Source organism: Aquimarina sp. MMG015, assembly GCF_018100855.1.
GTDB lineage: Bacteria > Bacteroidota > Bacteroidia > Flavobacteriales > Flavobacteriaceae > Aquimarina > Aquimarina latercula.
Genome location: NZ_JAGJEB010000002.1, coordinates 312,115 through 333,441, shown reverse-complemented (window position 1 = coordinate 333,441; position 21,327 = coordinate 312,115). Strand labels below are relative to the sequence as shown.

Annotated in this window: 23 protein-coding genes; 4 read left to right on the top strand and 19 right to left on the bottom strand. The window is 30.7% G+C overall.

Translation table 11 applies throughout. From position 1 onward, the window contains the following. Positions 1–122: 122 nt before the first annotated feature. Together J8L88_RS04760 and J8L88_RS04755 are read left to right on the top strand one after the other, a co-directional pair. Positions 123–1,130 carry a sensor histidine kinase gene (locus J8L88_RS04760; RefSeq protein WP_211060112.1) on the top strand — a complete coding sequence of 336 codons (1,008 nt, stop codon included), beginning with the start codon at positions 123–125 and terminating at the stop codon, positions 1,128–1,130. Continuing rightward, complete coding sequence (locus J8L88_RS04755) at positions 1,130–1,837, top strand: LytTR family DNA-binding domain-containing protein (protein WP_211060111.1); 708 nt, start codon at positions 1,130–1,132, stop codon at positions 1,835–1,837. Before J8L88_RS04760 ends, J8L88_RS04755 begins: the two co-directional genes overlap by 1 nt. A 71-nt stretch (positions 1,838–1,908) precedes the next feature. Here J8L88_RS04755 and J8L88_RS04750 read toward each other — a convergent pair whose 3' ends face one another. Continuing rightward, complete coding sequence (locus J8L88_RS04750; RefSeq protein ID WP_211060110.1) at positions 1,909–2,763, bottom strand: LamG domain-containing protein; 855 nt, start codon at positions 2,761–2,763, stop codon at positions 1,909–1,911. A 79-nt stretch (positions 2,764–2,842) separates the two neighbouring features. Next, a complete protein-coding gene (locus J8L88_RS04745; RefSeq protein WP_211060109.1) occupies positions 2,843–3,538 on the bottom strand; it encodes an aspartate/glutamate racemase family protein in 696 nt (231 codons plus the stop codon). Positions 3,539–3,683: 145 nt separating this feature from the next. On the opposite strand from J8L88_RS04745, the gene J8L88_RS04740 reads away from it, so the two are divergent. After that, positions 3,684–4,574: a LysR family transcriptional regulator gene (locus tag J8L88_RS04740; protein WP_211060108.1), complete on the top strand. Its 891-nt coding sequence runs from the start codon at positions 3,684–3,686 to the stop codon at positions 4,572–4,574. A 57-nt stretch (positions 4,575–4,631) separates the two neighbouring features. Here J8L88_RS04740 and dsrP read toward each other — a convergent pair whose 3' ends face one another. The 9 genes from dsrP to J8L88_RS04695 form a co-directional block, all read right to left on the bottom strand. Beyond that, a complete protein-coding gene (dsrP, locus tag J8L88_RS04735) occupies positions 4,632–5,849 on the bottom strand; it encodes a sulfate reduction electron transfer complex DsrMKJOP subunit DsrP (protein WP_211060107.1) in 1,218 nt (405 codons plus the stop codon). A 78-nt stretch (positions 5,850–5,927) separates the two neighbouring features. Further along, the gene (locus J8L88_RS04730; protein ID WP_118386206.1) at positions 5,928–7,046 is read right to left on the bottom strand and encodes a 4Fe-4S dicluster domain-containing protein; all 1,119 of its coding nucleotides are present in this window, start codon (positions 7,044–7,046) and stop codon (positions 5,928–5,930) included. 43 nt (positions 7,047–7,089) lie between these two features. Further along, entirely contained in the window at positions 7,090–7,710 is a 621-nt protein-coding gene (locus tag J8L88_RS04725) for a cytochrome c3 family protein (protein ID WP_118386205.1), read from the bottom strand. Further along, on the bottom strand, positions 7,703–8,404 hold the full coding sequence (locus tag J8L88_RS04720) for a multiheme c-type cytochrome (protein WP_211060106.1): 702 nt from the start codon (positions 8,402–8,404) through the stop codon (positions 7,703–7,705). The genes J8L88_RS04725 and J8L88_RS04720 overlap by 8 nt, the downstream gene beginning before the upstream one ends. A 3-nt stretch (positions 8,405–8,407) precedes the next feature. Next, positions 8,408–10,738, bottom strand: a complete 2,331-nt coding sequence (locus tag J8L88_RS04715; RefSeq protein ID WP_211060105.1) for a molybdopterin-dependent oxidoreductase — start codon at positions 10,736–10,738, stop codon at positions 8,408–8,410. A gap of 5 nt (positions 10,739–10,743) precedes the next feature. Continuing rightward, positions 10,744–10,977, bottom strand: coding sequence for a hypothetical protein (locus J8L88_RS04710; RefSeq protein ID WP_027391488.1), 234 nt, complete (start codon positions 10,975–10,977; stop codon positions 10,744–10,746). A gap of 392 nt (positions 10,978–11,369) precedes the next feature. Then, entirely contained in the window at positions 11,370–12,131 is a 762-nt protein-coding gene (locus J8L88_RS04705; protein ID WP_027391489.1) for a LytTR family DNA-binding domain-containing protein, read from the bottom strand. Next, positions 12,128–13,243 carry a sensor histidine kinase gene (locus J8L88_RS04700; RefSeq protein WP_211060104.1) on the bottom strand — a complete coding sequence of 372 codons (1,116 nt, stop codon included), beginning with the start codon at positions 13,241–13,243 and terminating at the stop codon, positions 12,128–12,130. The genes J8L88_RS04705 and J8L88_RS04700 overlap by 4 nt, the downstream gene beginning before the upstream one ends. Before the next feature lie 6 nt (positions 13,244–13,249). After that, a complete protein-coding gene (locus J8L88_RS04695; RefSeq protein WP_211060103.1) occupies positions 13,250–13,525 on the bottom strand; it encodes a hypothetical protein in 276 nt (91 codons plus the stop codon). Positions 13,526–13,713: 188 nt separating this feature from the next. On the opposite strand from J8L88_RS04695, the gene J8L88_RS04690 reads away from it, so the two are divergent. Beyond that, on the top strand, positions 13,714–14,709 hold the full coding sequence (locus tag J8L88_RS04690) for a DUF6588 family protein (RefSeq protein WP_211060102.1): 996 nt from the start codon (positions 13,714–13,716) through the stop codon (positions 14,707–14,709). Positions 14,710–14,770: 61 nt separating this feature from the next. Here J8L88_RS04690 and J8L88_RS04685 read toward each other — a convergent pair whose 3' ends face one another. The 8 genes from J8L88_RS04685 to J8L88_RS04650 all read right to left on the bottom strand — a co-directional run bounded on the left by J8L88_RS04685 (position 14,771) and on the right by J8L88_RS04650 (position 21,311). Next, positions 14,771–15,424 carry a hypothetical protein gene (locus J8L88_RS04685; RefSeq protein WP_211060101.1) on the bottom strand — a complete coding sequence of 218 codons (654 nt, stop codon included), beginning with the start codon at positions 15,422–15,424 and terminating at the stop codon, positions 14,771–14,773. 159 nt (positions 15,425–15,583) lie between these two features. After that, positions 15,584–15,772 (bottom strand): hypothetical protein, encoded by a 189-nt coding sequence (locus tag J8L88_RS04680; protein ID WP_118386196.1) that lies wholly within the window; start codon positions 15,770–15,772, stop codon positions 15,584–15,586. A 270-nt stretch (positions 15,773–16,042) separates the two neighbouring features. After that, positions 16,043–16,783, bottom strand: coding sequence for a hypothetical protein (locus J8L88_RS04675; protein ID WP_211060100.1), 741 nt, complete (start codon positions 16,781–16,783; stop codon positions 16,043–16,045). Between the two features lie 14 nt (positions 16,784–16,797). Next, complete coding sequence (locus tag J8L88_RS04670) at positions 16,798–17,445, bottom strand: DUF6515 family protein (RefSeq protein ID WP_211060099.1); 648 nt, start codon at positions 17,443–17,445, stop codon at positions 16,798–16,800. Between the two features lie 151 nt (positions 17,446–17,596). Further along, positions 17,597–18,658, bottom strand: a complete 1,062-nt coding sequence (locus J8L88_RS04665; RefSeq protein WP_118386193.1) for a S1C family serine protease — start codon at positions 18,656–18,658, stop codon at positions 17,597–17,599. Positions 18,659–18,754: 96 nt separating this feature from the next. Then, a complete protein-coding gene (locus J8L88_RS04660; RefSeq protein WP_118386192.1) occupies positions 18,755–19,432 on the bottom strand; it encodes an ion channel in 678 nt (225 codons plus the stop codon). A gap of 2 nt (positions 19,433–19,434) precedes the next feature. Next, positions 19,435–20,664: a DUF2235 domain-containing protein gene (locus J8L88_RS04655; RefSeq protein WP_211060098.1), complete on the bottom strand. Its 1,230-nt coding sequence runs from the start codon at positions 20,662–20,664 to the stop codon at positions 19,435–19,437. Beyond that, positions 20,664–21,311 (bottom strand): hypothetical protein, encoded by a 648-nt coding sequence (locus J8L88_RS04650; RefSeq protein WP_211060097.1) that lies wholly within the window; start codon positions 21,309–21,311, stop codon positions 20,664–20,666. Before J8L88_RS04650 ends, J8L88_RS04655 begins: the two co-directional genes overlap by 1 nt. Positions 21,312–21,327: the final 16 nt, after the last annotated feature.

The following is a 21,327-nucleotide window of genomic DNA, read 5'->3' as shown; positions in this document are numbered from 1 at the left end:
ATTTATCTACTCATAAAAAAGAAATAGAGTAACCTAGTTTACTAATCGACAAACGTGGTATTATTATCGATTTATCCGAATTATGTTTTAATATATTTACAACAGTCTATCACAATACACATATGTTTCAATTATCAGATAAACAAATACAAGTACTAAACACCCTATTTAATGTGGTTTTTATAACAATTATAGTACTTCAAGTCATTAGAAAGGCTATATATACGCTTCCTGATAAATGGCTTTTCTTTTTAACTAGTGATACTGTAGAGTATTTTATCTTTTCTGTGATTGCCTATTTATTATATTATTTTGTATTAAAGCTTAATCAATTATGGTATAAGATTGGTTTTATATTTCTCTTTATTGTGCTTATCGTATTAGTAGCTTTACTAAAGTCATATAGAATACATAACGAAGTATTATTAGATAGATCATTTGATTTTTCTACAGAATTTATTGGAAAAACTTTCCTGTTTTATTTTCTTATTCATTTTATTAATAGATTAGATTTTTTTAATAGATATAAAAATTTAGAACATGAATTAAACCAAGCAAAAGGACAGTTATTAAGAAATCAATTACACCCACATTTCTTATTTAATGCTTTTAATTCACTTTATAGTATGTCTCTAAAAAACAGCCCGGATACACCAAACACTATATTGAAACTCTCTGGGATGATGCGTTATTTAACGGATGATTCTACTAACAAACAGGTAAAACTAACACAAGAATTAAAATTTATTAAAGAGTATATTGCTATAGAAAAAATAAGATTTGGAGATCAAGCAAATATTAAGTTAAGTATTAACGGAATTGCTGAAGGTAAAAATATTGAACCCTTGTTATTAATTACTTTGGTAGAGAATGCCTTTAAACATGGGTTTTACACCAATGATCAAGATGCATTTGTTTGCATTAATATAATATGTAAGAATCATATTATTTTGTTTAAGGTAGAAAACAGTATACTAGACAAGCAGCATTTTAATGTAACTAATCGAAAAGGAAAAGGTATAGAGAGTCTAAAAAAGAGATTAGCACTTTCTTATCCTAAGAAACATAATTTAGTTCTACAGCATAACAACAATATATATTCTGCAAATTTAGAAATCAATCTATGCTAATGAAAAAACAAACTACCATAATTATTGATGATGAACCATTAGCAATCGATGTTCTGGTAAACTATATAAATAGATTTCCGGAGTTTGAAATTTTAAAAACTTTTACAAGTTCTATAGCTGCTTTTAAATATCTTAATGATAATCCAGTAGATTTGGTTTTTACAGATATTGCGATGCCGCAAATTTCTGGTACAGAATTGGTAAAGCTAGCAAAAACTAAGACACAATTTGTAATGGTGACCTCCTATACAGATTATGCAATAGAAAGTTTTGAATTAAATGTCATCGATTACCTTCTAAAACCAGTATCCTTTGAGCGTTTTATAACAACCATAGATCGTTTTAAACAAAATATTCTAATTCCTCAGTCTAAGAAAGATTTTACCATAAATCCCTCTTTTTATATTAAAGAAGGAGATGAATTTATAAAAGTTATGGTAGATGACATTGACTATATTGAAGGTATGAAAGATTATGCTAAAATCGTATGTGGTAAAAATTATTATCTAGCACTTAAAACATTGAAATCTATAGAAGAGAAATTAAAGAGTTTTAATTTTGTCAGAATACACAAGTCATATATAATTCCGTTAAAAAAAGTTTCTCAATATAATAATAGCTGCGTGTTAATTAATTCCTTTGAGATTCCTGTAGGTAGTAGTTATAGAAACAATTTAAAAAAGTATCTGGAAGACAATAAACTATAAATAATCCATTCGCACTACTACTCTGTGTTTTCTGAAATAACATTATTAAAATAGATGCTTTTATAAAACCACTATTTTAATAATGTTTTTATACCTTCTTTTAGCTCAAAAATAGATTTTACTTCATTAACTTCTAATGTTTTATTAAAAATAACAAGTTCATCCATCAACCCAATATATCCTAATCCTAACATAATTTTTCCGTCTTTAGGTTCCCAAGTAAAAGGATCATTTATACCTTTTATAACTCCTTGAAATGTTCCATTTACATACAGCTTAAATGTAGAGTTTGCTGTATTTACTTTGGAAAAAGTCATAACTACATGGGTCCACTTTCCTTTCTTAAAAGGAGGTCTGTTAATAGTTACCGTTCGTTTTTCCCACTTTGTCATATCATTTTTATTATTTGGATTCCAAATATTTAGATCACCCATAGCTCCTAATCTAAATTTTCTTGGGTTATGATCAGTAAAATCAACCCATAAGGCAGCATCATTGTATCTCGTATCTGTAATGCATATGGGATCACAATACCCTGGCGCTAAGTCTTTATTGGGATCTAATTGTAACCAAAACGATACCGAACCACTCCATGATTTGTTATTATAATCAACATTTTTATAAGCTTTATAAAAAATAGCAGTAGTGTTTTTCTCAGTGAAATGAAGTGCATCACCAATCATCCCTTTATTTTTAGCTAAGACAACATTAGGGTTATGTAATCCAGGTTTTGCATTATTTGATTTTTTATAGCTTTCTGCAGTATATATCATTCCGTCTCCCTTGGATATATCAGCAGATAATTTTCTGTCGAAAGAACTATAAAAAAGTATATGGTTTTTTAATTCATTCTTTTGCGAAAACAGAGTACCCATAATAAGAAAAATGAATACTCTAAGTAGATATAAAGGTTTTATTTTTTCCATTGTATATTGTTAAAATTTTAATTTATGTAATTGTATCTATTTTATATTATATCAGATTAATAGAGGTGTAAAATTTTTGTTAGCTTTGTATACTCCACTCTATTGCTGCATGTGAATGGATTTTTCCTGTATCAAATATTGGAATTTCTATATCTGATTCTGAGATTAGTATAGGTAATTCGGTGCAACCCAAAATAACACCTTGCGCTCCTTGACTTTGTAGTTCTTCTATAATCTCAATAATTATTTGTTTTGAAATGTTGGTGAACTGTCCTTTTACTAATTCATTATAGATAATATCATGAACAATTTGTCCATTACTTTTCTTCGGTATTAAAATTTCTAACCCAAAATCATTTGTTAATGCCTTGGTATAAAAATCTTTTTCCATTGTAAATTTTGTACCTAGTAAGGCTATTTTTTCTAGACCTAATTTTTTAATAGATTCTCCTGTGGTTGTAGCTATATGAAGGAAAGGAATAGTTATATGTTCAGAAATATAATCACTAACTAAGTGTATGGTATTGGTGCATAGTAATATTATATCCGCACCTGCCATTTCTAATTGTTGTGCTGCTTGTTTCATAAGTTCTCCTATAGCATTCCAATCATCGTTAAAAGTTAATCGTTCAATCTCAGCAAAATCTACTGAAATCAAGATACATTTTGCAGAATGAGAGCCACCCAAAAAATCTTTCGTCTTGATATTTAAAAATTCATAATATAATTTTGATGATTCCCAACTCATTCCTCCTATCAATCCAATGGTTTTCATATAAAAGTTCTAATTAATTGATGTTATTTATCCCAAAATTACAAGGAAGATTAAAGTTTATATAATTTTGAAATTGAGATAAATAAAACTATAACTGAAATAATTTCAGCTATGACATATAGGTAAGCAACTTATCTTTGTGTTTATGGAACTCAAATATTTCAGATTAATTAAAACTATAGCAGAAGAAGGTAGTATTGCTAATTCTACAGAACGACTATTTTTAACGCAATCGGCCTTAAGTCATCAATTACGTGAATTAGAAGAACGATTAGGATTTAAAGTCTTTTATAGAACTAGAAATAAATGGCAGTTAACCCAAGAAGGTTCTGAACTATATAAGTTGGCCAACAAGCTATTTAGCTCTATTGATGAAGGTTTTACTGCCATAAGACACATAAAGGAAGGAGCTAAAGGTACTATTAAACTAAGTGCAGAATGTCAATCATTTTTTCATTCTATCCCGGCATTTATTCAAAAAATGGGAATCTTATATCCAGAAATAGATATTGATATAAGTCTTGGAGCAACACATCAAACCATATCACAAGTATTATCTAATGATATAGACATTGCCATTGTGACTACAAGACCAAATTCTGATGAACTTTCTAGTATTCCTGTATTTAGAGATGAGATTTTTGCTATTATGCATCAAGAACATCCATTGAATAATTTAGCGTATCTAGATGCTAGTCATTTCGCAAATGTACATTTGTTAATCAACTCTTTTCCCATCGAAGGTGTAGCTGTTTATGAACATTTTTTAAGGCCTAATAAAATAAATCCAATTAAAATCTCTGCAATTCCGTTTACAGAAATTACGTTATCGATGATACAAGCTAATATGGGAATTATGTGTGCCCCAAAATGGCAATTGAACTCTTTTAAATTGTCAAAAGATCTAGTATTTAAGCGTATTGGGAAAAATGGTTTAAAAAGAAAACATTACTTAGTGGTAAAAAAGAAACATCGTAATAGAAAATATATACACGATTTTATCTCTAATTTTGAAGAAGATTTTTTAGAGGCGTAATTCATTCATAACACTTGTTATCATTTCATTTTTTTATTACTTATATAATGAATTGTATTAGTTTTTAAATCTTAATTTTCCTGTTTCTATACCTATAGCAGTTTTAGCAAGAATTGTAAAAACAAAAGCTCCCAACGCCCATATACCTAGCGTTACTCCTATTTCAATACCGGAAGGTGTATACTCGGCTATTTTACCATAAGGACCAGGAATAAAGCCTGGTACAATTAAACCAAAACCTTTTTCAATCCAAATGGCAAGAAATAAAATAAAACAACAGAAATAAAGTACTTTAAAGTTATTACGTAATTTTCCAAAAGTTAAGAGTACTGTTGCAAGAACATTTAGAGGAATAGCTGTCCAGATCCAAGGTAATAAAGCTGTTTTACCTTCTAAACCAAAGAATAGATAAACTGAGCTTTCACTATGATGTGTAGGAGAATAAAATTCTTTAAACAATTCAGAAATCAACATAATTAAGTTAATCTGAGCTGCAACGGTAACAATTTTTGCTATTTTTTTTATTGTTTTATCTTCAATCTTAAATTCTGTGAAATTTCTAATCATTGCAAGTACCAAAATGATTAAAGCTGGGCCTGCTGCAAAAGCCGAAGCCAAAAATCGAGGCCCTAATAGTGCGTTATTCCAAAAAGGACGTGCTTGCAACCCTTGATATAAAAAAGCTGTTATTAAATGGATTCCTACTGCCCAAAATACTGATAAAATAGCACCAGGTACATATACTTTAGGATTCGCATCTTTTCCTTGATAATGTTTAAATAAAATATAAAAAGGAATAGTGATATTGATAAACAAATATCCATTAAGAACAATCACATCCCAAGTAAGCATGGAAGCTGGGAAATTAAAAACTCCAATACCAGGAATCATATGCCATAAAACCGAAGGACCACCCATATCTGCCACTACAAAAGCTAAACACATAATCAACGCTGCCACAGCTAGCCCCTCTCCTATTAAAACTGCTTGTTTAAAATCGATATCATGTAATACATAAGTAGGCATAACGAGCATCACAGCGGCGGCAGCCACACCAACCAAAAAAGTGAAATTAGATATATATAACCCCCAACTTACTCGATCATTCATTCCAGTAACGACAAGCCCTTCTTCTAATTGAATAGAATAACAATACATCCCTGCTAACATAACGAATGTAAGAAATCCCATCCAAATAAGGTATTTAATAGAGCCTCTGGTAATAATATCCAAGCTATCCTTAATTAAACTTCCTAAAACTTTTAGTGTACCCATATCAATATTACTGAGGATTTTAATCCATTCATTTTATAATATTTTATATCCTAAATTTGTCAAACTTTATTACCAGTATTAATCCATAAAATACCAAAACTTAGGTTCCGTCCCTAAATCTTCTTTAAGCCTGAACACTTTTTTATTTTCTAAAACCCACCGTATTGTACTATTAGGGTCTAGTAAATTTCCAAAAATCCTAGCACCAGTGGGACAAGCTTCTACACAAGCTGGATCTTTTCCTGATCTGGAACGTTGTACACAAAAAGTGCATTTTTCCATTACACCTTTTTTCCTCATTCTATTCCCTAAATAATGTTGATTTTTATTAATTTCTTCCTCGGGAACTTCAGGTGAACTCCAATTAAATCGACGACCATCATATGGACAAGCTGCCATACAATATCTGCAACCTACACACCAATCATAATCAATTACAACCAAACCATCATCTTCTCTCCAAGTGGCTTGTACGGGGCAGACATCTACACAAGGTGGATTATCACAATGAAAACATTGCGTTCCCATATAAAAATGCCCCTCAGCGGGTACTTCATGATAATAATTATCATCAGCTTCATTAAACTTAAATCCTTCTCCGTCTTTCATTTCATGGATTCGGATATATTGCATTTCAGAATTACGATCCTGATTGTTTTCTTTCACACAGGCATTTACACAATCCATATATCCCTGACATTTAGATATATTGAATGCATACCCAAAAAGCACATCCTTAGAAGCATTCGTAGAGGTCATTTTTATATTTTCCCCTTTTCGTAGTTGATACGAACGCACTAAACGATCCACGGTACCTTTCTTCTCATCATCCGTCATTAGTTTATAGTTTCCTTTAAACTGTTCTTCCCAATCGATTTGCGCTTTTTCTTTACTATCATCTCCAGTAGTTACACTACAAGAGGTACTAGCAGCTCCCGCTCCAATCAATAAACTCGCGGTTAATTTCCTGAATGCAGTACGACGATCCATTTTAACTTCAAAAACTTGATCAAAACCATCTTTTCTCCTTTCGTCACCAATAGCTGCATCCACTGCTGTATCAAAATCTTCATCACTCATTTGATTACTATTATGAGACCCACAATTTCCTGATGAACTACCGCAACCACAAGATCCAGAAGTTTGTTTAGTAGTACTATTCATATTTAGTTTGAAATATTTCTCAATTCCATTCATAGCTTTATATTTTTTTGAAAAATCATACTAAAATGTTATTATATTACTCTCGTTCTTTAACTTTTTGTGTATTAAACCTAGAAGGCCATCTGGATAATATTTTAGGCTTGTGAGGATTGTGACAATTCACACATGTCATTGCTGCTCTGGGCTTAGCCCATCCTCCAATATTTTTACCATGAGCTCCACCTTTCCAATCTTCAAATTGACTACTATGACACTGAGCACATAATTGATAACTTCTATTAAAATCAATAGTTTTACCAGTAAGGCTTTGTAAATTATCCATATCATTACCATTATGGCAAGTATTACAATTCATTATTTCTTGATTAGCATGTTCCAAAACAACATCCCAATGTGCTTTTTTTAACGCTACTCCTTTTAATTCTTCTACTGGTTTAGAATGACATTCGGTACAGGCATATGATGTAATCTGACTTTTGCGATCAGGGATTAAAAATATATGATCACCTTCTGTAATTTCGATAGTTTTAAGATTTCCAATATAGGATTCTGAGGAGATTGATACTCCTTGATATTTTTCACTTTTTGCTTTTATTTTATCTGTTAAGCTATGATATTCATTTTCCTGGTGTTTGCAAGAAATAAGTGCTATCAAAAAAACACAAGTAAAAAAATATTTGTACATTTTTCTATTCATCTTTAGTGTTTTTAATTCTAGTAAAAATATTGGAATCAACTACTTTTCTTGTATCTGGCAGGTGACATTGTCTACAATTAATCCTATCGGGATGTGTTACTCTTATTTCTTTTGGTGCTGCTTGTCCAGCATGACAAGACAAACAATTTTCTCTCATTTGTATTTCGTGTGGAATCATTGGAGGACTTCCAGGTAAAGCACTATTGTTCCCTACTTGTGCAAAAAGCACTTTTTTAAAAGTAGTTTCCTTAAAAAATGATGATTCATTCTGTGCTACGTGACATTGTCTACAATTAATCATTTCTGGGTGAGGCGTTACAGGAGCATATGCATTAAACTTATCAGTAAAGCCTCCATTTTGATGACATTGTAAACATGCTTTTCCTCCCATTCCCCTTTCTCCTTTAATCAATGGATGCGGAATACTCGGTGGAGCTCCAGGATATGCTCTATTATTATAATATGAGTCTAATGTTCTTTGATGAGCTTCATCTATTGGCATATTGAGATAATCTAAAGCAAATTCGGAGCGTTCAAAAACTTTTTTTTCTGAATAAATAATCGGTAGTGCTTGTTCTTTAGCAATAGGAATATAGGCTTCTTCCAGTCCCTTTTTATAACTATATCCCCAATTGATAATAAAACCAATGAATAAAAGAGTAAATAATAATATGATACCAAGTCGTCTTTTCATTATTTATACTTTTTCTACTTTTACCGCACATTTTTTATAATCTGGTTCTTTTGAAATTGGACAAAAAGAATCCAAGGTGATGTCATTAATCAACATATTTTCATCAAAAAAAGGAACAAATACCTGCATAGGAGCTGGTACTCCTCTTTCATCCACAGAAGCTGGTAAAACAATTTCTCCACGTCGTGTTGTTAATTTAACCTTATCTCCTGTTCTAATTTGTAAACGTTTAGCATCATCTGGATGTAGTTCCACATATCCATGCGGCATTGCCTTATGTAATACAGGGATTCTCCTAGTCATAGATCCTGTATGCCAATGTTCTACTACACGACCTGTACCTAACCAATATGGATATTCTTGATCTGGCTCTTCTGCTGCAGGTTCATAAGGACGTTGCCAGATTATTGCCTTACCGTCTGGTTTTCCATAGAAATGGAAATCTTTTCCGTTAGAACAAGCTGGATCGTATTTTGCATTAAATCTCCATTGTGTAGATTTTCCATCGACATATGGCCACATAGCACCTGACTGAGATTTTAACACCTCTAGCGGAGCCATATTGTGCTTTTTCCCTTCATGATGTCTTCGGTATTCCGTATAAATTTCTTCTATATGAGTTTCTTCATTGTAATAGAATTGTTTTTCAAAACCCATTCGTTTGGCAACTTCAATTAATTGCAAAGTATCACTCATAGCCTCTCCAGGCGGCTCTAACATTTGTTCAAAGTATTGGGTACGCCTTTCAGAATTACCATACATACCTTCTCGCTCTATCCACATTGCAGAAGGTAAAATGATATCCGCAATATCAGTAGTAGGAGTTGGATAAATATCAGAAACAACAATAAATCGCCCTTCTTTTTTAGCTCCATCCCTATAGCGTTTTAACTTTGGCATTGTGACCATTGGATTCGTTACCTGAATCCACATAAATTTGATATCTCCTCTATCGAGTGCTCGAAACATCTCTACAGTATGATATGTAGGTTTTGGATCTATATTTTCGACTGGAACATCCCATATTTTAGCTGCAAACTCACGATGTTTTTTATTGGTAACAACTCCATGTGGAAGTTTATGAGTTAAGGTCCCTACTTCTCTTACCGTTCCACAAGCACTGGGTTGACCAGTTAATGAAAATGGACTATTTCCTGGTTCAGATATCTTACCTGTTAATAAATGTATATTATATACTAAATTATTCATCCAGGTTCCTCGAGAATGTTGATTCATTCCCATACACCAAAACGACATCACCTTTTTATTTGGATCTCCAAATTGTGCGGCTAAATACTTAATATCTTTGACCGATACGCCTGAAATTTCTGAAGCTTTTTCTGGTGTATAATCATCTAGAAATGTTTTGTAATCTTCAAAGCTAATTTTCTCAGGTTTGTCTACGAACTTATAGCCGTCTTCCAAACCATATCCCATATTAGTCAATCCTTTACTAAAATTGCAATGTTCTTCTACAAAGGACTGATTCATCCAGCCATTATGAATTATTTCATAACATATCGCATTTGCTACTGCTAAGTCAGTTTGAGGCTTAAATAATATAGACTTATCTGCTGCCATACTTGTGCGAGTGGTTCTGGTAGCAAAATCAATAATTTTCACTCCTTTTTTAAGTCGTTGATCTAACAGTCTGGAAAATAAAACAGGATGCATTTCAGCCATATTATTACCCCATAACACAAATGTATCTGCATAATCAATATCCTCATAACATCCCATAGGTTCATCCAAACCGAATGATGTTAAAAAGCCTGTTACAGCAGTAGCCATGCATAATCTAGCATTGGCCTCTACATTATTGGTTCCTATACATCCTTTAAATAGTTTTGATGCTACATATCCATCGGGAATAGTCCACTGACCAGAACCATAAATCGAAACTGCATCTTTCCCGTGTTCTTTAATTGTTTTTTTCATTTTAGAAGCAATAAGGTCTAATGCTTCCTTCATAGATGTTTCTACATATTCTCCATTTTTCTTTATCAAAGGTTTAGTTAAACGATCTTTTCCGTACAAGGCCATGATGGAATGATATCCCTTTACGCAGCATAGTCCTTTGTTAACAGGAGATTTTGGATCTCCTTTAACGGCAATAGCTTTCCCTTTTTCTGTACCTATCAAAACACCACAACCCACACCACAAAAACGACAAGGCGCTTTTTTCCAATCCAAATTTGATCCAGAAGGTATCCCTTTCTCCTGTTCATCCGCAAACATAATACCTGGAAACATTGATGTCGCCGCAGTCATAGCAGATAATATTGCCATTTTTTTAATAAAACTCCTTCTATTGGTAAGTGTTGATGTATACATATATATTAATTTGGAGTATTAAACCCTGAAACCATTGCTAATAGTTTTAAGCTAGAAATTGTTTCTAATTTTTCTCTTAAAATATCCTCTTGGACAGAATTATTTGTGTCTGTAACTACTATAAGAAGTTCTTGATTTTTTGCAGGAATAACTTCGCAATTTTCTAGTGAAGATAATGCACTTATAAGTTGATCTTTTTTTCCTTGATAGGGATGTGCTAAATAACTTTTTATTGGCATAGCTAAAAGGTCTATTATTAATTATAAAGATGTACCAATCATTTAGGACAAAAAATGATATATATCATAGTTCATAAACTAATCAATACTATTTAAAAACTTTTAATATATGCTAATACAGTACGTGATATTTATAATATCTATATCCTAAACAATCTTTAGTGCTCTTTTCAAAATGAAAAGATTTATACTCTGTTTGTAATGTTGATTTTTATCTGGGTTTACTCTAAAAAAATAAGTATGAAGATATTATATAAGCCCATATGCAAACCATTTTTAAATTAGATCAAATGTGTGAATATTTAACCTACTTCAATTTAATGTTTTTTTATAAAACTACATCCTTCAGATTAATTAAATTGTTAAAAATCAGAATGATTCTAAATAAAAACCTATTCTGATAACCAATTTTTAAAGCTTGTAGCTTTAGCTTTACTTACGACGATTCTTTCTTTTGAAACAGGATTAATATTTATAATTAATTTTCCATTGAAATAGTATTTTATATTGACTATGGCTTTCTTTTGAATAATAAATTGTCGATTCGCTCTAAAGAATTTTTCAGGATCTAACTCTTCTTCAATATCTTCTAATTTTTTATCAATTATATACCCTTTATTTTCAGTGGTTATAGCTTTAACCATTCCCATATCTATAAAAAAATAAGAAATATCATCTGTTGGTAGCGGCAATAATTCATCTTTATGATGTACTAGATACATGTTTTTATATGATTTTGAAGAATTTTGTAAAAACTGAACTACATCATTTATTTGATTAGATACTGTATTCGAGGTTTGTTTTTGGTTTTTAAACTTTGTAATCGCCGTAGCTAATTCTTCTTGATCGATTGGTTTTAATAAATAATCAACACTATTGACCTTAAAGGCTTTTATAGCATATTGATCATAGGCTGTAGTAAAAATTATTGGGACATCGATTGATACTTTATCAAAAATTTCAAAAGAAATGCCATCTGCAAGATGAATATCCATAAATATTAGTGCGGCATCAACGGTTTCCGAAAAGTACGTTATTGAACTTTTTACAGAATCTAAAACTTTTACTACTTCTATAGACGCATCTATTCTATTAAGAAGGTATGTTAAGTTATCACTAGCTGTAATTTCATCTTCTATAATTATAACTCTCATGTGTCTGTTTTTAAAGGAAGTATTACCTTAAATAAACCATTACTATTATCAATAACTATATGCTCTTTTTTTAATAAGTAATAACGTTTATCAAGATTAATCAAACCATTTCCTGTGCCTTGTACTAAAGAAGTTCTGGCTTTTATAACATTTTCTACAAATATGCCTTTGTCAGAACTATATACTTTTACTTTTAAGGGGTTTTCCTGAGATATTTCGTTGTGTTTTACGGCATTTTCAACTAGTAATTGAAGTCCCAATGGCGGAATTTCTTCTGACAATAGTACTTGATCTATGTTTATATCTATTTCAAAGCGACTCTGATATCTTGTTTTTATCAACTCTATATAACTCTGTAAAAATTTAAGTTCTTCTTTTACCGTTACCAAATCTCGTTCACCACTCTGTAAAATATATCGGTATAAAAAGGATAAATTATTAACAAACTTAGTTGCTTTGGTATTGTCTCTAATCAAAGAATTTAATGAGTTGAGAGAGTTAAACAAAAAATGGGGGTTTATTTGATTTTTTAATGCGGTTAACTCTTTTTGTAAATTTTGTTGTTTTAAATTTTCGTTCTCTAATAATTGTTTTTGTTGACTAATTTGATACCTAAGAATACTAGCAACAAAAATGCAAATCAATAGAATTACAAAATAAACAAAGTATTGAAGACCTACCTCAGACTCAGATAATGGTTTCCCTATAAAAAACGCATAACCTTTTATAAATAAATACACAAACCCTAAATATAATATAGTGTTTAAAACTACAGTAATTATAGTCTTACTATAAAAGCTAAGAAATGCATATTTTTCTTTCCAATTTGTATTAATATAAAGAGCTAACAGAGAAAAAATAAAAAAAGAAATAACTCTTAATGAAATATCTCCTAAGGATACTTCACTAAAAGAATCTACTAGCTTGTCAGTGATATGAAAAAGAGAAAGTGCTCTAGGTAGATTAATTAATATAGTGATAAGCAATGCAATCTTAAAAACAATAATATGTTTGACCTTTTTGCTACCTATCATTATAAATTTTCGTTTGATATACCCTATAAATGTAATTAAATTTATCTTGATATAATTCTGAGATTTCTGAATATCCATATTGAATTAATAGATTATATCTTCTCCTTCTGATACATCAAAAATATCTTTTGGACTTATCTGATATTCATTATAGGTTCCGAAAACAGATTCGAATGACAAATCATTATATAATTGTTCTGAAGCCAAATTGTTCAATTCTAATTCTGGATTCCATTTACAAGGTTCTGGGATATTATGATCCATATTGTTATTACTTTCTATTTTATACAACCCCGCTGTGGTAAACAATAAGATGCTACCTAAAATTGAAGTGGTAAGAATTACATTTGAAATTTTCATTGTTATATTTTTTATGATTTTATTTTACAAATGTATGTTCAAGAATAAACTTGGATTTCGCTTTTATGAATGAAACAACCTAAATCGTATATGAATTATCTCAGATGTAAAATGAGGCATATTTTATAGTATTGATTTACAATGATTTGATTTAATTATGGTACATTTAACTATCATATATATTCATAATGAAAAAATTGATCCTTGTATTTTTTTTTAACTTATTTTATTCAGGGTTTTCACAAGAAAACCTAAGAAGTTTTTTATTGATTGGGATTGAATTTACAGAACGAGTAGCTGCCAGATATACAGAACCAATGACTGAAGGTGTTATGTATGGATTAACAGGAGGTTGGTATAATTCTGCCAAAACAATGGATGTATGGGATATGAAATTTTCTATTGTTTCTAATGGTTCTTTTATCCCTAGTGAGAAAGAAACTTTTCAAATAGATGTTAGAGACATTCCAAATTTATCTATAGGTCAAAATGATAGCGGAATGGCTCAAATTCCTACTATTTTGGGAGGTGATTCTGATTTACAATTTATTGCTACAGTTGATGGAGAACAATTCGAATTTACCGCTCCAGAAGGAATAGGACTGATAGATATAAATTTACTCCCAAATGCTTTTTTGCAATTTAAAATAGGGTTGCCCAAATATACCGAACTTGGAATACGTTATTTTCCTAAACTAAATATTGAAGACATTAGTCTAGAGATTTGGGGAATAGGAATTCAACACCAATTTTCTAAATGGATAAGACCTATAAATGAGTCAAAAATTGCACTTTCTGGTCTAATTGCATATACTACTTTGATAGGTGATTTTGAGTTTGCTTCTGATGGTTTCGTAACGGGAACTAATCAAGAAATAGATGCCACGTTGAATTCTTGGTTATTTGAACTTATTGGATCTACTCAAAACCCAGTATTTAATGTATACGGAGGATTAGGTTATGTTTTCGGTAATTCATCTACCAAACTAAAAGGTAGCTATATAATCGAAACGGAAACCGAAACATTATCATTTATAAATCCGCTAGATATTAAAAACAACGTACGTGGATTAAGAGCGAATATAGGAGCTAGCGTTAATGTTAATTGGTTTGGAATCAACTTGGATTATACTTTACAAGGATTTAATAATCTATCATTAGGATTAAATTTCAAAATAAAATAAAATCCGCCGGAGATACTTCAAAACCTCCGACGGAACAACCAACGAATCAATCATAAAAAACTTATGTTTTCAATTTTTTCACTATTTGCTTTGCATAATCCTTTGATGTACTTCCTAAACTATCGGGATTTTCTATACTAGAAGTAATAACACATATCAATTGTTTTTCTTCGGGTTTAGTTAAGTCATAAACTAATGTCTCCAAAATATACCTTGTGTTATGAGCAGTAACCTGTGTTATTTGATCTGAACTAATATAAGAGTTATCATAATATCGATAAAACCCTCTATAGTAACCTCTTCCGTAGTAAGGAAAAACATCTACGTGATAGGAAGTTCCTATGGTAACTGTTTCGGTATACTCCTGAGTATCTCTTAAATTTGTAACAACAATTATCTCTATTCCATTATCCTGAATTTCCTTTTTAATCAGATTCAACTCATCTTTATCAACATCACAATTGGTATTAGAGTCAGGAAATAATATAAAGCTTTCAATAGATTCATATCCCTTTTGGTTTAAATTATTAGCCAAATCCCTTTCAAATCTTGTACGGATTATTACATCATTTGTTCTACTTACCACCATGATATTTTTGTTTTTGATATTCGTAGTATTTATATCTTTCCACGAGTCAGTTACTTTTACCGAAGAGCAACTAATCAAGCTCATTATTATTGATATTGTTATTATTATTTTTATGTTAGTTTTCATAATTGTTTAATTTTAATTTCTTTAAATAAATAAAAAAGTATTTTCATCCTGATCATAGCTTCTTGAGCTATTATAAAAATGGTTATGCTGCTTTTTATTTTTAGTTCTATTCACAGTATTTCGAATTATTCTTATTAGCGTTTTCATATCTCTTTCTTTTTAATTACTAATTGCATATCCAGCTCCTCTTCCTAAACTTTTTAATTTTTTATAAAGGTTATCGAACCATTTTTTGATAAGTACAAATTCATTTTCTTGATTAGTACCTTTTTCGGTGTTTGAACTAATTTCTTCTGCTGTAAACATTGTCTTGCTATTATAAACTATTTTAAAACTTCCTGTTTTCATCTTATTTGATTTTATTGTTTAAATATTATTTCTTGTACAAATGTATCCTAAGAAAACAGGTAATATTCTGGTTTTTAAATCCAAACAGCTAAAATTGATGCTAAAACGCCTAAAGCATAAAGTGAAGTGTTTTAAGTAAATTCTATTCATAAGACGTCACATATACACCTAAAAAAAAGCCTTAGGTAATCCTAAGGCTTTTTAAAACAATTTGATTAAATTCTACTCTCAATCTTTTATTAATCCCATAATTATTACGGCATCATTTATTTACAATCTTCTACGTCGTTTTCTTGTTTCATACTCATTTTTCTCATTACGATCATCCTGTCGTTCTCTTCTATCTTCTATTCTTTCTCTATTATCTTCTGCGAGTTCTCTTTTAGTAGCCACAATATCTTGCTCTAATGTTTGGACAAATTCTGAAACTAATCTCTTTTTAGCGATCATTTTTTCTATTTCAGCCTGGTTAAATGAGAAATTGAAATCTTTAAGTTCTTTAAGGATTATTCTCTGACGTTCTGCTCTTTTAATCTGGATCTCAAAATCTTTAATATCATCTCGTCTATCTCTTTGATCATCTCGTTTATTAATTCTATCTCTCGCCATGTCTCTTTGATCATCTTTTCTATCATATCGACCTCGATCAGAGTCTTCACGATTATTTCGTATTTCCCTTCTTTCAGATCTTATTTCCGAAGAACTTTGAGCTATCTCAATTCTAGCCTGTTTTGCTTTTAGATTACTTTGTTCGACTTCTCGAATCATATCTGTTATAATACCTTTTTTTAACAGATTTACTCTTGTAACATCCTTTAAGTCAAAAGATTCTTCAAATAGTTTAATTTTGACTTTTAATGCTTTTAATTCTTTACTATCTCTTTCGAGGTTTTTCTTCCCTTCTATAATTTGCTTCGTATTTTGAATAGCTTCTTTTACATTTTGACCATTTACTGTTAGTCCTATTATTAGAAAAAGAATTACCAAGGGTTTATTATTTGAAATTATCATAATATGTATTTTAATTAGTTGTTTTCTGATATATATACTACTTCATAAGCTGTATTTCCATCAAAAGTTGATATCTTCTTATATAACATGTTGTTATACTCATAAAACACTTTTCCATCTAGAATCACTTCTTCTGCATCTTTGTGTATATCTTTAACTTGGGTTCCTACAGGTGGTTGTGTGATTTCATATTTTCCCTCTATTTCCTCACTTGTTTCTATTTCTTTATAATACGTTCCTGAGTGGTAATAAACAACAGAGGGTCCAGTTATAATTCTTACATAACCTACTGGCAATACAGTCACTCTAAATCCAACAGGTGGCAATACGATTACATATCCATCACCGTAAACTGTATAATATGTTCCCGAATAGTAGTAGTATGGTAATCCTCTGTAAATTACTCTAACATGGTGTCTGGGCAAAGTAGTAATCACCCGGTGATGTCTAGGATATCTATATCGTGGATTACGATATATAGGTTGCGTACGGTAACCATCGCCTCTAAAACTTCTGGAACTTTGATTGTTGTTTTTTGGATACGTTCTTTCTGAAGTTGCTCTATTTCGACTAGTATTATTTCTTTGTGCAATTGTAGATTCTGTAGCGCTAAATATTAGTAATACTAGACATATTTTTAATATATTAAGAACTGTTTTCATCTGATTTTATATTATACTTTTAAACAATTGATTTTCTTAATCTTTAGTCAAAAGTATATTTAGATCTGTTGAAAACAGAGGCTATATAAACTGAAACGTATAAATATGGACCTGAAACAAACTAATAATCCAATGAAACAATTTGGACTATTTATTGCTTCGGGAATTTTAGAGTACCTATTTTACCTTCTCTCAAAATAGTTATGGAAATAGAATCACCCTTTTTTAATGTTTTTATCTTTTCTTTTATTTGATATCCGCTATTATCATTTTCAAATTTTATATCCATAATATCCAAAATAACATCTCCTCCTAAAACTATTTGTTCACCATCTATAATAGCAGGGATCTGTCCTCCTCTTAAGCCCAGTTTTCCGGCTGTACCTTGGGTAGATGTATTAAGAATTAGCAAACCTGATCTTTGAGGTATATTAAGCACTTTAGCAAGATCCCCAGAAATTATTCTTGCATCCATTCCTGTCCAAGTATCTGGATCTTCCATTAATATTTTTTTGGCTACATTAGAAGACACTGCAAATCCAATACCGTCGAATCCCCCAGAAATGGTATATATTCTGCTAGCAATACCAATCACTTCTCCTTTCATGTTAAAAACCGGGCCACCAGAATTACCAGGGTTGATAGCAGCATCAGTTTGTAAAAATTCTACTTTAATAAAATTGTTACTTAAATTTTCTGGAATGTGCCTACCGCTTAAGATTCCTTTTGATAACGATTGTTTGAAACCATGAGGAGCACCTAAAACGAAGATATCCTCCCCTATCTGGACATTGTCAGAGTTTCCAATTTTAGCTACTGTTTTATTATTTACCAAAAACTCATCTTTAATTTTTAATAAAGCTACATCTGCGCTTGGATTAGAAGATATGACTTCTGCCTCATACCTATCACCATCTACAAATTCTACAGTAATTACTTCTGCTGCTTTGATTACGTGTTCTGCTGTCCAAATCAATCCTTCTTTAGAAATTAAAAAACCTGAACCTTGTGATGATTGTGTTGCCAATTTTCTATTAACACCTTCTCCTTGTGATCCAATACTAACGACATCAATAACTACAACCGATGAGTTAATTTTATTGTAGAGGTCAGCTAAATTTTGACTACACATACTTCCTGTTATAAAAAAGAAAATTGCTGAAACATTAAAAAGTAGTCGATTACTGTATACTGAGAAATTAGTTGCTTTCATCTGTTTATCTAGTTTGTAAAGAATACTATATTTTACTATTAATGGTATTTATCTAATCTTAGAAATTAATAATCATTTACTAATAATTCTTATATTTTATTCTGTATTATTTTTAGGAATCTGCCCTATATATTTCCCCACTACAATAGCAGTTAAAATTACTAAATAAAATTGCCCTATCATCCCGATCAAAATAGCTGCTTTCTGCGCTAAAGAGGTTACAGGTACAATTTCACCATATCCTATTGTCATTAAGGTTATATAACTATAATACATCAAACGTTCTGTAAATAATTGAGATTGCTCTACAGTTGCGTTAAGTCCTTCAAAAGAACCAGGATGTACTATTTCTATACTCAAACAAATAAAAAAACTAATTAATCCCAATGATATATAACCACTAATGAGCCCAAAAATCACATTTTTATTAACGATCTTAGCTTCCCATATTTGTTGTATAATTTCAAAAGTTACAATGGTGTAAAACAAAAAGTACACTCCCATATTAAGTAACTTTAAGGGTTGACTTCCCTTATCTTCTAAAAAACCCGCACCAAAAACAATTCCAGATATAATTAGTAAAGCTGTAAAAAACCACATTACCTTTTTTTTCTTGGAAATCAATATAATTCCTGCTATTAAATTGATAAGGAATAGTAAAGGTGATATAAATTTTTCAAAAAAATATTCTGGTAAAATCAGTGACCCAAAAAGAATACTTATCTGACTAAACAAGAACAGTTCGAAGCGATATTTAAATACTCTTTTTATCATATTTATTTTTCAATTATAAAGCATTCTGTATCCTCTATATAATCATAACCTCCTAAATCATTTTTCTCAAAACACTCACTAAATAGTTTAATTAAGTTAATTTCATAGGTCTGCAAAGAAACTTTTAATCGATCTAAAACAGATTGATGTATTTTTAATTTTTCTTTTTTATATCCATTTTTTGATACTAAAAATGACAATTTACGACTTCTTCTCGGGTAAAATAAGCGAACAAATCCTTTTGCCGGGTTGTTAGTTTTATCAAAACGATCTTGGTATACATTGACATTCTCAGGTAATAATTTATATTCGGTAAGCTGATCAATCATCCAGTTTAAGGAAACTCCACTAATATTAGTGTTTTTAGCACCTCCACCTACATCAGAATGAGCGCCAAAAAACCAAACTTCATTCACTACGTCTTCAGGTTTAACTTCTTTACAAGTAGCAACTAATCGTTCTTGAGTAAGCAAAACTGGAGTGAATATGGAACTTCGATTATCATTTAATGATAATGCATGAACTGCTTTTTTTACATTACATAATTGATCAAAATAGTTATTTTTCGGCGCATAATATTCTTCATCGTATTTAGGTATTCCTAGGGCAGCAACAGTATCCCATAGGCCCATAAATTCTATTTTATAATTATTTGGATCTAGGGTATTCTGCTTGGTTATTTTTTTAACATCCTCTCTCCTTTCTCGAAGGTTCTTTTTACTTTTATGAGCATCATAAATTTTTCTAACAAATTGTAATCTTTCTTCCTTTGGAATATGTTGTAAATCTGGAATCCCAGCAACATAAATAAGGCCAGCGAGAATTCTAGATGCATATGCTCCACGACTAAAGCCAAAAATATAAATTTGATCTCCGCGCAGATGATTATAATTTTCTGCAAGATATAGATACCCTTTACATACTTCTCTTTTAATACCAGATCCGGTAATCATTCCCAATAAATCAGCTCCATTCCCTACACCTCTTAAATAAACAGCTCTTATATCGGGATTGTTTTGTAGTGTAGTTAAATTATAAAGCTTAGATACATTTGTATAGCTACTTTCATTGTTGTGCGTTCCATCTAAAAATATTGCTATTTTCTTAGGAGCATTATTTAATTGAAAAGGCTGGTGTACAATAGGTTCTTTTATTCCGCATCCATAAATTATAAACAACAACAAAAGAATTAATGATTTATTATAATACCACATTTTATGAGGAATGATCATTATTGTTTAAACTGATTAGAAACAATTTTAGAAAAATTGTCGAGTACCTTAGATGCAGACTTTGGATCAGTAATGTCTATTACAGAAACACTTACTAATTGTCTGTCTTTCTCTAAGGTAAGATCGTAGGTTACTGCCTCTAAAATATACGTTTTGGATGTAGGCAAAGTACCACCATTTTCTGGTGCAGAAAGTTTAGGTAAGGTGTTATTGATATCATCTTCATTATTAAAAGCTAGAAAACTTTTACCTTCATACTCTTCGGGTATATTAGCGCGCTGAGGAGTATCTGATTTTTTTGTCTCGATTGTGTTTTTTAAAGATGTAACCAGAACACCTCCGATTCCCTTATCCACAAATAGTTTTATTATTTGATCTGTTTCTTTTGGTGCTGTTCTCTCTTTTTCTTCGAAATCAGGAAATATTTTATGCATCATCACTGCATCAATATTATGATCTTTTAATTGATCGGCTATTGCTGTTTCATATGATTTTCTAATTTCTAGATTAGGGCTTTTTGCAGCGATTAATATTTTCTTAGCTTTTAAAAATTGAAAATCCTTGGATTTCCATGAGTCTATCAACTTAATAGAAGAACAGCCTAAAAAAAATGGCAATATTAGAACAAGTAATAATCTTTTTTTCATTGTATCTGATACTATG

Excerpts from the sequence above, each read along its gene's own strand:
- J8L88_RS04715 (WP_211060105.1), bottom strand. The coding sequence starts at position 10,738 with ATGTATACATCAACACTTACCAATAGAAGGAGTTTTATTAAAAAAATG.
- J8L88_RS04725 (WP_118386205.1), bottom strand. The coding sequence starts at position 7,710 with ATGAATAGAAAAATGTACAAATATTTTTTTACTTGTGTTTTTTTGATA.
- J8L88_RS04720 (WP_211060106.1), bottom strand. The coding sequence starts at position 8,404 with ATGAAAAGACGACTTGGTATCATATTATTATTTACTCTTTTATTCATT.
- dsrP (WP_211060107.1), bottom strand. The coding sequence starts at position 5,849 with ATGGGTACACTAAAAGTTTTAGGAAGTTTAATTAAGGATAGCTTGGAT.
- J8L88_RS04690 (WP_211060102.1), top strand. The coding sequence starts at position 13,714 with ATGAAAAAATTGATCCTTGTATTTTTTTTTAACTTATTTTATTCAGGG.
- J8L88_RS04670 (WP_211060099.1), bottom strand. The coding sequence starts at position 17,445 with ATGAAAACAGTTCTTAATATATTAAAAATATGTCTAGTATTACTAATA.
- J8L88_RS04680 (WP_118386196.1), bottom strand. The coding sequence starts at position 15,772 with ATGAAAACAGGAAGTTTTAAAATAGTTTATAATAGCAAGACAATGTTT.
- J8L88_RS04675 (WP_211060100.1), bottom strand. The coding sequence starts at position 16,783 with ATGATAATTTCAAATAATAAACCCTTGGTAATTCTTTTTCTAATAATA.
- J8L88_RS04710 (WP_027391488.1), bottom strand. The coding sequence starts at position 10,977 with ATGCCAATAAAAAGTTATTTAGCACATCCCTATCAAGGAAAAAAAGAT.
- J8L88_RS04665 (WP_118386193.1), bottom strand. The coding sequence starts at position 18,658 with ATGAAAGCAACTAATTTCTCAGTATACAGTAATCGACTACTTTTTAAT.
- J8L88_RS04755 (WP_211060111.1), top strand. The coding sequence starts at position 1,130 with ATGAAAAAACAAACTACCATAATTATTGATGATGAACCATTAGCAATC.
- J8L88_RS04745 (WP_211060109.1), bottom strand. The coding sequence starts at position 3,538 with ATGAAAACCATTGGATTGATAGGAGGAATGAGTTGGGAATCATCAAAA.
- J8L88_RS04700 (WP_211060104.1), bottom strand. The coding sequence starts at position 13,243 with ATGGATATTCAGAAATCTCAGAATTATATCAAGATAAATTTAATTACA.
- J8L88_RS04660 (WP_118386192.1), bottom strand. The coding sequence starts at position 19,432 with ATGATAAAAAGAGTATTTAAATATCGCTTCGAACTGTTCTTGTTTAGT.
- J8L88_RS04760 (WP_211060112.1), top strand. The coding sequence starts at position 123 with ATGTTTCAATTATCAGATAAACAAATACAAGTACTAAACACCCTATTT.
- J8L88_RS04705 (WP_027391489.1), bottom strand. The coding sequence starts at position 12,131 with ATGAGAGTTATAATTATAGAAGATGAAATTACAGCTAGTGATAACTTA.
- J8L88_RS04695 (WP_211060103.1), bottom strand. The coding sequence starts at position 13,525 with ATGAAAATTTCAAATGTAATTCTTACCACTTCAATTTTAGGTAGCATC.
- J8L88_RS04685 (WP_211060101.1), bottom strand. The coding sequence starts at position 15,424 with ATGAAAACTAACATAAAAATAATAATAACAATATCAATAATAATGAGC.
- J8L88_RS04730 (WP_118386206.1), bottom strand. The coding sequence starts at position 7,046 with ATGAATGGAATTGAGAAATATTTCAAACTAAATATGAATAGTACTACT.
- J8L88_RS04650 (WP_211060097.1), bottom strand. The coding sequence starts at position 21,311 with ATGAAAAAAAGATTATTACTTGTTCTAATATTGCCATTTTTTTTAGGC.
- J8L88_RS04655 (WP_211060098.1), bottom strand. The coding sequence starts at position 20,664 with ATGATCATTCCTCATAAAATGTGGTATTATAATAAATCATTAATTCTT.
- J8L88_RS04740 (WP_211060108.1), top strand. The coding sequence starts at position 3,684 with ATGGAACTCAAATATTTCAGATTAATTAAAACTATAGCAGAAGAAGGT.
- J8L88_RS04750 (WP_211060110.1), bottom strand. The coding sequence starts at position 2,763 with ATGGAAAAAATAAAACCTTTATATCTACTTAGAGTATTCATTTTTCTT.